The following is a 13,500-nucleotide window of genomic DNA, read 5'->3' on the forward strand; positions in this document are numbered from 1 at the left end:
TTTTCATCAGAAACTCAAAAAAAGTTATAGGGTAATCAAATATACCCTTCTAGATCCTATGTCTATTGATTACACCAGCTACAGCGACGGTGTTAATTCATACAACCAAACGTCTGCTAACACAGGGTTATTGTCCAGCTCCTTAACTTCCCTGGCTGGAGAACAATCGAACCTGCTGGATAGCCCAATGGCGGCTGCTTCAAGGTTCCCTCCAACCTCTAGTCTGCGGGCAGACTTCAATGGAGATGGGCACGAAGATGTGTTGTGGCGCAATTCTGCGTCAGGTCAGGTTGCTCTCTGGCTGATGAACGGCATTACTATATCGTCAGTCGTTACTCTTGCTGACGAAACCGATCTGAACTGGCGGATCCAAGGAGTAGGGGACTTTACAGGAAATAGCAACCCAGACATTCTCTGGCGAAACTATGTAACGGGCGAAAACGCAATCTGGGTCATGGATGGGACTCGCCTGGTCTCCGGAGAATTTCTGGCACCGCTTGGTGATACTCAATGGCAGGCTCAAGGGGTTGCAGATTTTACAAATGATGGCAGGGCAGATATTCTATGGCGTAACTATGTAACCGGGCAGAATACCATTTGGTTTATGAGTGGCACAGGAGTGGTGTCAGGATTGTTTTTGCCGACTGTGCCTGGGATTAATTTCAGGGTTGAAGCTACTGGAGACCTGAACCAGGACGGAACTGCTGACATTCTGTGGCGTAACTACCTCTCCGGAGAAAACCTGGTCTGGTTGATGAATGGGTCCCAGGTGAGCAGTACCCACTATCTCATCCCCGTGCCTGACTTGAGTTGGGAAATTCGGGCAGTTAGTGATTTCAACCGGGATGGCAGTGTCGATATTGTCTGGCGCAACTCTGTTTCAGGACAGGTGGGGACCTGGTTGATGAATGGTCTTGAGCTGGACCGTATTGCCGTGTTGGTAGATCAATCCAGTGCGGACTGGCAAATTGCGTTTCAAGAAACCCGGTTACCTGACAGTCCGATTACCATCAGTAACCTTCGATTTAGTGGTCAGGAAGGAGATGCGGGGCAGTTTCAGCTTCGCCTTACCCAAGCACCCTCAGCCCCCGTCAGGCTGACCTTTTCAACGGGTGCATTTGTGGTGGTTGATGCGGATGGGGATATCCGTAACGGAACTCAGAATTCAATTACATTCACCCTTAACGACTGGTTTGTGCCGCGCACAGTCTCCTTTATTGCAGAGGTAGATGGTTTCAGCCAGGATCGACTGATGGGGAATACGGTTGCCTACACGCTTGCCGGAGGTTTGACTGGGAGTGCTGTGTACGATCTGGGAGCCGCTTTTAATACCTATGCTCCCGATCTAACCCGGTTCAATATTGATTTAGATTTCCGTAATGATTATCTCGGCTTCTGGACCCCAGAGCGGCAGGCTATCGCCCAACAAGCCGCCGATGATTGGGCGGCAGCGATCGCCAATGAATGGGTTGACTTTCAACTCAACAGCACACTCCGCAGGCTGGAAACGTCTTCGGGCAGACCCTATAGCTTTACCAGTAAACGCTACGTCGATGATTTACTCATTTTTGTGAATCTTTATCAGGCGGGAAGCGCAGAGCCTGCCCTGGGTGGACCTGACTATGAATTTGGTGGTTGGATCAGCTCACCCGCTTTCTATGGAGTCATGCCACGGATTGGACAGATTGCCATTAACCCTACCGTGTATGGAAATCAGCCTGACATTGTGCTTTATCAGGTTGTTTCTCACGAAATTGGACATGCCCTGGGGCTGTTGGGGCTGAACTGGGCAGGCTACCTCAAACAAGATCGAGCTAATCCTGCCACTGCCACCTTCCAGGGAGAATATTCAAGACTTGTATATGGCGATTATATTCCTCTGCAATCCCAGGATGGTGGTGACTTCTCCCACCCGGCTGCGATCGTGCCCTCAATCATGTCCTACGGCTATATCTACAGCCTGCCAGCCCCTACCCAGCTTGACTACGCCATGCTGGCAGATAGTGGCTATCGCGTCTATGGGATCAATGCGTAGAAAGCTACCATCAGGCTTTGTCCAGAGAATTTGATAGAAATTTTCGTTCCGAAATCATTTTCTGTGGTATCACGGTTAAAACAGCTTGTATCTCAGGCGATCATTCCTAAATAGTGATCCTAACTTGGGTTGGGAGGGAGGATTCCCATTAATCTTTTCTACCAATATCTCCTGTCGTCGCAAATTATTTGGTCGAGTGATATAGCGAGCCTTATCTAGGTTGCTAGAAAGGGTTCCACAAGAATCCTTTCTCATCAAGTCACTGACTCTCATAACTGATTTGGGACTGCTATAGATAGTTCAGGATGTTGAGTTTGTTTTTGTAAAATTTTTCAGCAAAGACTGGCATTGAACCATTCAACTCAGAATTTAAATTCGGTCAATCATTCAATTGTGTGCCAGTCAACAAACAGACCATTGCGAGGCTTTAGGAAAATTATGGGTAAGCTACTTATTAAACTAGTGAATGGCTCAGACTAGTTGATTAAAAGTGCATTGGAAATGGGTTTGGACGAAAGACTAACGTTAAACTTGAAACAAGGTTCAGCCGTTTTTAGATCGACTATTAACTCAATCTCTTTTCTTACGTGCGATCGCTACCTGCCTTAACTAGAACTGATAGGTGAACGCTCTCTTCTGATTTCAAAGCCAATTAAGTAATAATAGTCATATTAGACATATTTCGTTTTAGGCATTAGTTAGTGATAGCGACCCAAACTTCTGGAACCTATTGGTTTCCTCCTCCAACTTTAAAACCTAGCCAACCATAGCGCACTCTAGAACTAGAAGGACATCAAAATGCAACGCTCTCCGAACGTTTCTACCGCAATCTCAAAACTGTTCCCCGCAGGAATCGCTGCGCTGTCAGCTCTATTCATTGTTCCTGCATTTCTATCCGCTGGTGCCGCTTCTGCTAGACCTATTGCCTTTGATGGTAGCTATGTGGGTGCTGGGGTCGCGGCTGGTGTTACCAATGGAGGACAGCAGGGGGACGCCGCCACCTTTGGTGGCAATATCCAGGGGCGCGTTGCCATTCCAAATGCGCCTGTATCGGTTCGGGGTGCGGTCTTGTTTACCAACAGAAACAGCGCCGTTATGCCCATGCTGACCTATGATGTGCCCGTTGCTAATAACACGAATGTATATATCGGGGGTGGTTACTCCTTTGTCCAAAGGGATGGTGAACCGACTCCGCTGGGCAACAAAGATGCCCCTGTCGTTATGGCCGGTGCTGAGTCTGGGCTGGGCGACCATGTGGTTGTTTATGGCGATGCCAAGTTAGGTATTCGGGCGTACAAAAACAGTCCAGCAAGCGCCGTCAGCCTCCAGGCGGGGGTTGGCTACCGTTTCTAACCTTAATAAGTAAAATTTTCAGTTCAAGTATGTCTCCAGGGGTGCAGTCATGTACCCCTTTTTTGGCATCTCTGCAAAGAACCCTCCCATACCCTTGCCAGTCTTACAGGTGTTGACTGGTGGAAAATCACGTTCGATTAAGCCCCTGATTTTGATAAAATTTAGTTAAGACATGTTACCTTTCTCAATATTCTTTGAGATGAACTACACATTCTTTATTAAAGATTTAGATTTCGTGCTTATAATTTGTAGAGAAACTTTAGTGTTTGGTGGTTTTTGCGAACCACCTCTGTAAAACTTAGCCATTTGAATGATGCCTCGGATACTCGTCATAGACGATGACCCTTCAATTTCAGAGCTGGTAGCCGTAAACCTGGAAATGGCTGGCTATGATGTCAATCAGGCAAGCGACGGTGTTAAAGGTCAGGCAATGGCTTTGCAGATCCAGCCAGATCTGATTATGTTGGATCTCATGTTACCTAAGGTCGATGGTTTCACCATCTGCCAGCGCTTGCGTCGAGATGAGCGCACGGCTGATATTCCGGTGCTGATGTTGACTGCCTTGGGTCAGACTCAAAATAAGGTTGATGGCTTCAATGCAGGAGCCGACGATTATCTGACCAAGCCTTTTGAAATTGAGGAAATGCTGGCAAGAGTGCGGGCACTGCTTCGTCGGACTGATCGTATTCCTCAAGCTGCCAAGCATAGTGAAATTTTGAATTATGGTCCTTTGACCCTTGTACCAGAGCGGTTTGAAGCTATTTGGTTTGACCAGACGGTTAAGCTCACCCATCTGGAGTTTGAGCTACTTCACTGTTTGCTTCAGCGTCACGGGCAAACGGTTTCTCCCAGCGAAATTTTGAAGGAAGTTTGGGGTTATGACCCCGATGATGATATTGAGACCATCCGAGTTCATGTTCGTCATTTACGAACTAAGCTAGAGCCGGATCCTCGTCATCCCCGTTATATTAAGACGGTGTACGGTGCTGGTTATTGTCTGGAACTCCCCGCTTCTGCTTCCAATCCAGAAAGCGAAGAGTCTCTGGCAGGTTAAAAGTCGCTCCGAAACTTTCCTGATGGTAGGACTGGGGTTTGGTAGTTAAGGCTTTTCGGCTCGGCTTTAAGCACAGTACTACTGGCGGGATCTGGTTTGAGTGTAACGGTGTCCATCCCTCCCTATCGATTCAGTTGGTTTGACTGGTTTTGCCTGTGGTACCCCCCTGGCTGGTTAATCCTATTTAACCGGCATTGGCAGCACTACAAAGCTGATCCAGAGGGTTGGAGATGGTTTGAGTATGGACTGTTTTTAGTGCCCGGCGGATTTTATCTGGCGCTGGCAATTCGCTGGCTGCGACTTGGGGGCAGAGCGCCTGTTTGGCAGGACATTGAACCTGATCCAGATTACCAGAATGCCTTTCAGCGAGAGGTCCTGGCTCCTATCATGGAGCGTTACTTTCGAGGAAGCCTGTGGGAAATTAAAAATCTGCCCCAGGAAGGACCGTTAATTATTGCCATGAACCACGCAGGAATGTGTTTCCCGTGGGACTTTGTTGGTTTGGGATTGCTCCTATCCCAACAGCGGGAGTGGTTTGTTCAACCTCTGGCTCATGCTATTTTTTTCGATCATCCCTGGTTAGCGTGGTGGTTGCCGCCAGGATGGGCACAGGTACTGGGGGGCGTGCGGGCAGAGCGCCAAAGCTTTGAGACCGCGATCGCAGATAGAGCGATTTTGCTCTATGCGCCCGAAGGCTGGCGCGGATTGGCAAAAGGCTGGCAGCAGCGCTATCAGCTTTCGACCTTCGATCCCAGCTTTATTCGGCTCAGTTTGCGCTATCGGGTACCTATTGTGCCCGTGATTTGTATGGGGAATGAATCCCTTCATCCTTTTACCTTCAACGTGCGGCGGTTGGCACAGTGGTTAAACCTGCCGATGTTTCCCATTTCCCCACTGATTCTGGCATTTTGTTTGTTTCCATCGTTGGGTGTTTGGGCAGTGCGAACCCGATTGCAGTATTTTGTCCAGTCCGTCTGGTGCCCCTGGGAAGAAGCGGGGGAGACGGGAAAATCGGGCGATGGGGAGACATTTCATTTCCATGATCCTTCTCCTGAACCAGGGGAGGCAGGTGTAGGGACACTTTCCAGGCGGGCGCTGAACTATCAGATGGCAGAAGGGCTGCGATCGCGCCTGCAAGCAACGATTGAGCACCTGCGGAAAACAATGAAGCGGAGGGGGCAGGCTACTAGCCTGATGGGCATCAAGACTCTGGAAAGGGAGCATGTAAAGGGGGAATAGTGCAGCGACTCTAGGGTATGGTGAAGGATGCTGGCGTGACTGCAAGGGCTTTACACCATGACTGAAACTCACCTGCCTCCTTTGATTCAACAGATGACACAACCTGGGTTTTATCCTCACCCGGTAACCGAACCAATTCAACTGGTTCAGACGCACGTCTCCTATGTTTTGCTCACTGGGGAATATGCTTATAAGGTCAAAAAACCTGTTAACTTTGGCTTTTTAAACTTTTCTACTCTTGAAAAGCGAAAGCATTTTTGTGAGGAAGAATTGCGGTTAAACCAGCGCGGTGCAGCGGAACTCTACCTGGATGTGGTAGCGATCGCCCTCTTGAGCGATCGCTACCAGCTTGGTGGCACCGAGGAAGCCGTAGAGTACGCCGTCAGAATGCGCCAGTTTCCTGCCGGAACCCTCTTCAGTGATCTGTTTGAGCAGGGAAAAATTACCTCCGAACTACTGGAAAGACTGGCTCAGGTGCTGGCTCAGTTCCACGCCAAAGGTGCAACCAACGACTATATTCGTAGCTTTGGGCAGGTGGCTCAGATCCGGCAAGCCATTGATGAGAACTACGAGCAAACCGAGAAATATATTGGTGGTCCCCAAACCCAGCAGCAGTTTGATGAAACGCGCGCCTATACCGATCGCCTGTTTACCGAACAGGAACCATTGTTCAACCAACGGATTGAAAACAACTGGATTCGGGAATGCCACGGCGATGTGCATCTGAGAAATATTGCCCTTTGGAATGACGAGATTCTGCTGTTTGACTGCATTGAGTTCAATGAGCCATTTCGGTTTGTCGATGTCATGTTTGACATTGCTTACATCATCATGGACCTGGATGCTCGCGATCGGCATGACCTCAGCCACCGCTTTCTCAACGCTTACATTGAGCAAACGGGCGACTGGGAAGGCTTGCAGGTGTTACCCCTCTACCTCAGCCGTCAGTCCTACGTGCGGGCAAAAGTCACCTCCTTTTTGCTGGATGACCCATCCATACCCGCCGCCGTGAAACAGGAATCCAGCGAAACTGCCTCCCGCTACTACCGTCTGGCATGGGAATATACCCAACCCAGCCAGGGCAGGCTGACCCTGATGGCGGGACTTTCCGGTTCTGGTAAAAGCACTGTTGCCCGCGAACTGGCGGAGAAATCCGGTGCTATCCACATTCGCTCAGATGCTGTCCGTAAGCATCTGGCAGGCATTGCCCTGGAATCACGCGGCAGTTCCGAACTCTACACTCCAGAGATGAGTCAGAAAACCTACGATCGCCTCCTGCAACTGGGCATCACCCTCGCTTCCCAGGGCTACTGCGTGATTCTGGATGCAAAGTATGATCGGCAGGAACTGCGTCAGGCAGTCATGACCCAGAGCCAAACCCACCAGATTCCGCTCCAAATAATTCACTGCGATGCACCCCTGGAAGTCCTGCAAGCGCGTCTGCACCAGCGTCAGGGTGACATCTCTGATGCTACGGCTGACCTGTTGCCCAAACAGCAGATGGAACCCTTTACAGAGCAGGAAAAATCTTACCTCACCACATTAGACACCACCCAGGATTTGAGGACAGAATTGGGGAAGGTGGCAGCAATCAGGTAATCGGTGGTGGGCGTTGCTGATTTTGGGTATGAATGGAGAGTTGTATGAATTGAAACTTCGTTCTAATTCATACTGCTATTCAGCACCACCTCGGTGGTGAGAGAGCAGGAGTTTTGCTCAGATTATGGGATTCAAACCAGACTGGAAAGCAGGCATCCCCACTGGCGCAAGGTACTGGATCTATTTCATGATCGGGTTCTTTATGCTGGGCTATAGCTGGGTTGCCAGTATTGCATTTGGGGCGCTAGTGGCGGGTGCGGTAACGGTTATCGCTGCCTGGTGGAATGCGAAGGAAGATGAGTCGCCGGACAAATCGGCAATTCAGGAAGAGGTAGAAGATGCGGAAACGCCTGAACTGCCTACCCGACGGGTTCATTTCCGCAAAACGCGAGGGCTTGGCAGGTTACGTCCAATCCGGGCACCCAGGCGGTTGAGTTGGTTGTTTCGCCGGAAGTGAGGAGGGGCGGAGGGATGGGGGAGTTTTGAGTTGAGAGTTTTGAGTTGAGAGTTGCTGAATGGGGGATGGCTGACATCGGTTGCGAATCCAAGAAGCGGTAGGCATACGCATGATTCTGAGTTAGATCTGGGCAGAAGGCGTCTGCATGACTAAGCCATCTTTGACATGGATGGTGCGTTCAGTTTGTGCGGCTACGTCGGATTCGTGGGTGACGATGATAATGGTGATGCCTTGCTGGTTCAGGTCTGTCAGCAAGCTCATGACTTCCTGGGATGTTTCGGTATCCAGTGCACCGGTTGGTTCATCTGCCAGAACGAGAGCAGGGCGGTTGACCAGGGCACGGGCGATCGCCACTCGCTGCTGCTGTCCCCCGGAAAGCTGATTGGGGCGGTTGTGTAACCGGTCTGCCAGTCCCACTCTGGTCAAGGCTTCGATCGCCCGTTTGCGCCGTTTTGGTTTGGGAATGTTGGCGTAAACCATTGGCAGCATGACGTTCTCCAGTGCGCTTGAGCGCGACAGCAAGTTGAACTGCTGAAATACGAAGCCAATCCGCTGGTTACGAATGTAAGCAAGCTCATCAACCGTTAGTGTATTCAGGTTGCGTCCTTCCAGGAAGTAATGCCCGGAGGTGGGGCGATCTAGACAACCCAGAATATTCATTAGCGTGGACTTGCCTGAACCAGAAGCCCCCATGATGGCGACATATTCGCCTTCTTCAATGGTGAGGTCAATCCCCTTCAAAACTGGAACCTCCATTTCTCCCAGGTGATAGTTCTTCTTAATGTTTTCCATCCAGATCATGGTTGCCATTGGTTGAGTCTCCTTAATCACTTCTCAGTGCGGCAATGGGATCGAGTCGGGCAGCATTCCGAGCGGGGATGACACCCGCAATGAGTCCGACGATAAGGGACAATCCGAAGCCTGCAATCATAGACCAGAGGGAGATGACAAAGGGGAAGCTGAAGGCGGTAGAAGCACCGAAGGAGATCGCAACTCCCAAGCCGATTCCGATGGCACCTCCCATAATCGCAATCATGACGGCTTCGGCAAGAAACTGGTTCAAAACAGCGGCATTGGTTGCCCCAATCGCCTTCCGAATCCCAATTTCACGGGTTCGCTCAACCACTGACACCAGCATGATGTTGGCAATTCCAATCCCGCCAACCACCAGGGAAATCCCGGCGATCGCTACTACCATAACTGTGAACATTTCCACCGTACTGGTCAACGTGTTGATAATATCCACCTGGTTTACCAACCGGAAATCATCCGGCTCTGGCGGAAAAATATTATGGCGCACCCGCAACAAATTTGTAATTTGAAAAATAGCGGCATCTAGCTGGTCCTGGCTCTTTACCTTGACATAAATGCCACGCACCGAAATTCCTGCCAGGGCATTGTTTCCCACCAACCGCGCTGACATGTTCGTTAACGGGATATAAATTTGCTCATCCGGGTTTGAGGATCCCTGCCCTCCTTTCGCTTCCATCACGCCGATCACGTCATAGCTCTGCCCCTGGATACGGATTTTGGTACCAACCCCCCTACTGCCAGCCCCTAGCAACTCATCCCGTGCTGTTGGACCCAGGATCGCGACGGGTCTGGCACTATCAAACTCCTCCTGGGTGAAAAACCGCCCTTCCTGAGGATTTATGTTTCTCACAAGGGGATAGTTCTCATCCGTTCCGATAATGTTGCTGGAAGTATTTGCCTGGTTGTAAGTCACCTGTGTTGTCTGTTGCAGGTAGGCAGATACGCGATCGACTGCCAGAACCTGGGCTTGAATTGCCTCCGCATCATCCAAGGTCAGGGTAGAGGCAGAACCACCCCCCTGCCGGACATTGCCGCTGCGGGCAGCCCCCGCCATGACCTGCACAATGTCAGTTCCCAAGCCCTGTAATTGCTGTTCGGTTGCTTTCTGTGCCCCCTGCCCAATCGAGGTAATGGCAATCACGGCGGTGATGCCAATAATAATGCCCAACATGGTCAGCAAGGTGCGGAGTTTGTTACTCCACAATGCCTCGATCGCCATTGACAAAATTTCGAGCCAGGAAACTGAACTAACCCGCAGCGGAGGCGCAGAAGGCAGTGGACGTTTTTTGGAGATTGAACGGGGACGCAATGGAGTCGGGATTTTCATACTACGGACGACCTCCTCTCATACCGCCGCCACCACCCATACCACCCCGGTTCCTGCCACCGCTGCCCCCCAGACCTGGTATCAGAGAACGGTTGCCGCCACCCTGCTGAGACGGTTGCCGGGGAGCGCTGACCAAAATCTGCTCATCCTCTTCTAAGCCAGACTTGACCTCGGTCTGGTTACCGACGGTGGCTCCCGTTTCAATGCGTCTGAATCGGGGTCTGCCGTTTTCGCCCATCACCATGACCCCGCTGCCGTTTTGCTGCCGCACGATCGCCACCGTTGGGACGGCAACCACATCATTCAACTTGCCCGCATTAAATTCCACATCCACGTTCATTCCAGGGCGTAAGCGCTTTTCTGGATCTGCCATATCCACCCTGACTTCAAAGCTGGTGACATTGGAGGTCACGGTTGCCTGAGCCGCAATCTGGGCTACTTTGCCCTGAAAGGTTTTATCAGAATAGCATCCGCTTTGAGCGCGACCGTCTGCCCCACCTGAATCCTGCTAATATCGGTTTCGGCAACGTTTGCCACTGCTTGATAGGCAGAAGCCAGCGACAGAATTGACGAAGAGGTCGCAGAGGAAACATCACTGCCGGAGGTGGTTGGGGTGACAAAATCCCCCGGATCGGCAAACTTGCGAGTGACAATGCCGCTGAACGGAGCGCGGATAATCATATCTTCAATTTGCGTTTGCGCCGTTTTGAGGCTGCCCTGTGCCTGAGTCACCTGCGCCCGCGCCTGGTCAATATCTTCCTGACGGCTACCAGCCTGAACCAGCCTGAGTGCTTGTTGCGCCTCATCAACGGCTGCCTGGGCATTATCGCGGGTAGTCCGGTACTGATCCACTGCCTGAGCAGAAATTGCCCCAGCGGCATACAGTTGTTCGTAACGGCTTAGATCTGCCTGTGCCTGGCTCAAGGTCGCCCGTGCACTTCGCCAGCGTGACTCTGCCTGGGCAATCTCCTGGGGACGGTTGCCCGCCCTGACCCGCTCATAATTTGCCTGAGCCGCCGCCAGACTACCCTGCGCCTGGACCAATTGCCCTTGCAGATTTGAGTCGTCCATATATGCCACAATCTGCCCCGTCTGAACGTAGTCGCCTTCTTCGACCAGCAAGCTCCGCAGCCGGCCAGAATTTTTGGGACTGACATTGGTGGACTGCTTGGGTTGAATCGTGCCGTTGGCTGAGATGGTGATGGGCAACGTAACTCGCTCGGCGGAAACCGTCTGCATCTGGCGGCGGGCTTCCTGACGCGAGTTCACCAGCGTTTGACGATAGACAAGGTATCCACCGCCTGCCATTGAACCCAGCAGCACTAATCCGATCAGCCATTTGGTTGACCGATGCTTGAGCAAGCCCTTGGGTAAGAGCATCCAGTCAGTGGACTGGGGAGAATCTAGGGTCATGGGAGCCTTCCTTAGACGACAATCGCCTCTGACATACTTTGAGATTCCTTAGATGGCGTGGAGGGGTTGCCATCCCGACGGCGACGAATGCCTAATGCTTCCACCAGTTGCTCTTCCGTCACCCCTAGCTTTTGAGCTGCACCTGGAATATCCATGCGGGGACGACGGGGGCGATCGTCAGGGGAACGCCCCTCAGGCGGAGGACTGGGCGGGTTAGCCGGTACATCCAGCGCTTGTTTGAGCTGGCTCTCCGTCACCCCTAGCTTTTGGGCTGCTGCCGCAAAGTCAATCCGGCGACGTTCTCTTTTGGGTTTCCCCTGCTGCTCAGTGGTTTGAGCAAAATCTTGCGCATTCCCATCGGACTGAGTATTGCCCGCATCGGCAGCATTACACGCCCCTATCATCAACGGAACGGCTGCCAGCACCAACATTCGACGAATCACCATGACAAACCTCTTCAGGTTAAGAATGAGAAGCCAATTAATCTGATGTCTATGCTCTTGATTGAGCCAGATCAGAATGACAGCTTTCCCTTTCCCTGAATTACAGTTTTGTAATTTTGGTAGTGATACGTCGAACGCTTGTAAGTAGGTAGTCCTAATTAAATATAAAACCTTTGTAGGTTGGGTTGAGGCACAAAACCCAACACCCGCATGGGTTACGCTATCGATAACCCATCCTACATTTGATTCTACCTGCCTACTTAGCTCTGCCTATGAGCCATTCCCTGTTACGACTACATTGCCTCGCCCAGGATGCGATCGTAAACCTTCAGCAAATAATCTGGCTTATAGGAGGTAATTCCATTCCCGGTGTAGATAAGCAGCACAGAGATTACCGCAACCGGAACGGAGAGGGGTAAATAAATCAAATGCTGGGGTTCGTTCTTCACCATCCGCTGAAGCCGCTCGAAGAACACCTGAATTTTCCCTTGCAGTCCACGCATCGGGTTAGGGTACTCCTTACCGGAGGCATCGGAGGCGTTCTCTTCACTGACGCGATCGGACGCTTTAGCCAAAAGACGATTTTGCCAGTAATAATCGTGACCAATCAACAGAAACCGCCAGAAGAAATGGGACAAGCCATTGGGGGGAGCATGGGTGGCACGCGCTTGGGGTTGTCGCCAGATGGTAAACCCGTCTTTCAGCAAATCGCAGGCATGAATGACACAGTTACCCCGATAGAGCGGTAGACCCGTCGGGATGGGATGGTCTAACAGGAATTGTCGCCGGAAGGCAACATTGTTGAGGAAATATTGGGAGGTCGGAGCGAGGGAGGTTTCGCCTGAGAACTGGGGAAAAATATAGGTGAGCGCCATCGCGGTGCTGTAGGGACCTACCCCGCGGGTTGTGGTTTCACCCGCAACGACCTGGGCTTGACCATCCTGGGCAAAGGTGGTGAGGATCGTTTTCAACCAGGACGGTTCATAGATGCAGTCAGAGTCTGCGTAGACAACAACCGTGCCGGTGGCAAGTTGGGCACCCAGCATCTTTGCTTCGTAGTATCCAGTCCCTGCGGGAGCGGGTTTTACTGTAATCCAGGGGTAGCGATCGCACAACTGCTGCCGCAATTCATCTGGAACATCGCCGCTATCAATTAGCAGAACTTCTCTGGCAAGGCTGGGGGAAATATCCTGATTGACGAGGGAAGCAAGGGACTTCGACAATCCCTCTAGATCGGCATTAACCAGGTTCTCAGTTTCAAGAATGATAGAAAAACTAGGAAGCATTTTGGCAGGAAATCTGTCCATCAATGCAAAGATATTAGGGCAATCATTATCTTAGTGTAAAGGTTCCGGCGAATCTGCCCCCAATCTCGTGAAATTGAAAACTGCTCTATGAATTTGATCCTTTTTCTTTTGCGATCGTCCTGGAAAATGGTGGCGATCGCTGTCTTCACAGGGTTCCTTAGTGGTGGTAGCAGCGCCGGATTGATTGCCCTGATCAGTCACGCGATTAGCCAGGAAACAGTCAATCTGGCTGGGATTGGTTGGGCATTTGTAGGGCTGGCACTGGTTTCTCTGATTACCAGTGTCTTTTCCCAGGTCATGCTGATCCGACTGGCGCAGGAAGCGATTTTTCAACTGCGCCTCAACCTCAGCCGTCAAATTCTTGCCTCAGAACTGGCACATCTGGAAAAGCTGGGTGTGCCCCGCTTACTGGCAACCCTGACCGATGATGTGCAGGCGGTGACAGATGCAGTGCGGTTGG

General features: G+C 51.3%; 13 protein-coding genes and 1 pseudogene. 7 read left to right on the forward strand and 7 right to left on the reverse strand.

The window, feature by feature from the left end:
• The first annotated feature begins 58 nt into the window (after positions 1 to 58).
• The 6 genes from AC1S52_RS06540 (at position 59) to AC1S52_RS06565 (ending at position 7,737) form a co-directional block, all read left to right on the forward strand.
• Positions 59 to 2,035, forward strand: a complete 1,977-nt coding sequence (locus AC1S52_RS06540) for an FG-GAP repeat domain-containing protein (RefSeq protein WP_482028209.1) — start codon at positions 59 to 61, stop codon at positions 2,033 to 2,035.
• 798 nt (positions 2,036 to 2,833) lie between these two features.
• Positions 2,834 to 3,388, forward strand: a complete 555-nt coding sequence (locus AC1S52_RS06545) for an outer membrane beta-barrel protein (RefSeq protein WP_482028210.1) — start codon at positions 2,834 to 2,836, stop codon at positions 3,386 to 3,388.
• Positions 3,389 to 3,701: 313 nt separating this feature from the next.
• Entirely contained in the window at positions 3,702 to 4,442 is a 741-nt protein-coding gene (locus AC1S52_RS06550) for a response regulator transcription factor (RefSeq protein ID WP_482028211.1), read from the forward strand.
• A gap of 108 nt (positions 4,443 to 4,550) precedes the next feature.
• Positions 4,551 to 5,681: a 1-acyl-sn-glycerol-3-phosphate acyltransferase gene (locus tag AC1S52_RS06555; protein ID WP_482028212.1), complete on the forward strand. Its 1,131-nt coding sequence runs from the start codon at positions 4,551 to 4,553 to the stop codon at positions 5,679 to 5,681.
• A 57-nt stretch (positions 5,682 to 5,738) separates the two neighbouring features.
• Positions 5,739 to 7,280 carry a bifunctional aminoglycoside phosphotransferase/ATP-binding protein gene (locus AC1S52_RS06560; RefSeq protein WP_482028213.1) on the forward strand — a complete coding sequence of 514 codons (1,542 nt, stop codon included), beginning with the start codon at positions 5,739 to 5,741 and terminating at the stop codon, positions 7,278 to 7,280.
• 124 nt (positions 7,281 to 7,404) lie between these two features.
• Positions 7,405 to 7,737 carry a hypothetical protein gene (locus AC1S52_RS06565; RefSeq protein WP_482028214.1) on the forward strand — a complete coding sequence of 111 codons (333 nt, stop codon included), beginning with the start codon at positions 7,405 to 7,407 and terminating at the stop codon, positions 7,735 to 7,737.
• A 120-nt stretch (positions 7,738 to 7,857) separates the two neighbouring features.
• On the opposite strand, the gene AC1S52_RS06570 is transcribed toward AC1S52_RS06565, so the two are convergent.
• From AC1S52_RS06570 to AC1S52_RS06600, 7 genes and pseudogenes are all read right to left on the reverse strand, one after another.
• Positions 7,858 to 8,547 (reverse strand): ABC transporter ATP-binding protein, encoded by a 690-nt coding sequence (locus AC1S52_RS06570; protein ID WP_482028215.1) that lies wholly within the window; start codon positions 8,545 to 8,547, stop codon positions 7,858 to 7,860.
• 13 nt (positions 8,548 to 8,560) lie between these two features.
• A complete protein-coding gene (locus AC1S52_RS06575) occupies positions 8,561 to 9,877 on the reverse strand; it encodes an ABC transporter permease (protein WP_482028216.1) in 1,317 nt (438 codons plus the stop codon).
• A 1-nt stretch (position 9,878) separates the two neighbouring features.
• A complete protein-coding gene (locus tag AC1S52_RS06580; protein WP_482028222.1) occupies positions 9,879 to 10,250 on the reverse strand; it encodes an efflux RND transporter periplasmic adaptor subunit in 372 nt (123 codons plus the stop codon).
• Positions 10,251 to 10,313 (reverse strand): annotated as a pseudogene (locus tag AC1S52_RS06585) (hypothetical protein); the annotation flags it as partial.
• Positions 10,313 to 11,290: an HlyD family secretion protein gene (locus AC1S52_RS06590; protein ID WP_482028217.1), complete on the reverse strand. Its 978-nt coding sequence runs from the start codon at positions 11,288 to 11,290 to the stop codon at positions 10,313 to 10,315. The pseudogene AC1S52_RS06585 and the gene AC1S52_RS06590, both read right to left, overlap by 1 nt.
• 11 nt (positions 11,291 to 11,301) lie before the next feature.
• A complete protein-coding gene (locus AC1S52_RS06595; RefSeq protein ID WP_482028218.1) occupies positions 11,302 to 11,736 on the reverse strand; it encodes a hypothetical protein in 435 nt (144 codons plus the stop codon).
• Between the two features lie 290 nt (positions 11,737 to 12,026).
• On the reverse strand, positions 12,027 to 13,040 hold the full coding sequence (locus AC1S52_RS06600) for a glycosyltransferase family 2 protein (protein WP_482028219.1): 1,014 nt from the start codon (positions 13,038 to 13,040) through the stop codon (positions 12,027 to 12,029).
• Positions 13,041 to 13,127: 87 nt separating this feature from the next.
• On the opposite strand from AC1S52_RS06600, the gene AC1S52_RS06605 reads away from it, so the two are divergent.
• On the forward strand, positions 13,128 to 13,500 hold a 373-nt coding region (locus AC1S52_RS06605; protein WP_482028220.1), incomplete at its 3' end, for an ABC transporter transmembrane domain-containing protein.

The sequence above is a fragment of the Kovacikia sp. CALU 1929 genome (assembly GCF_056784235.1).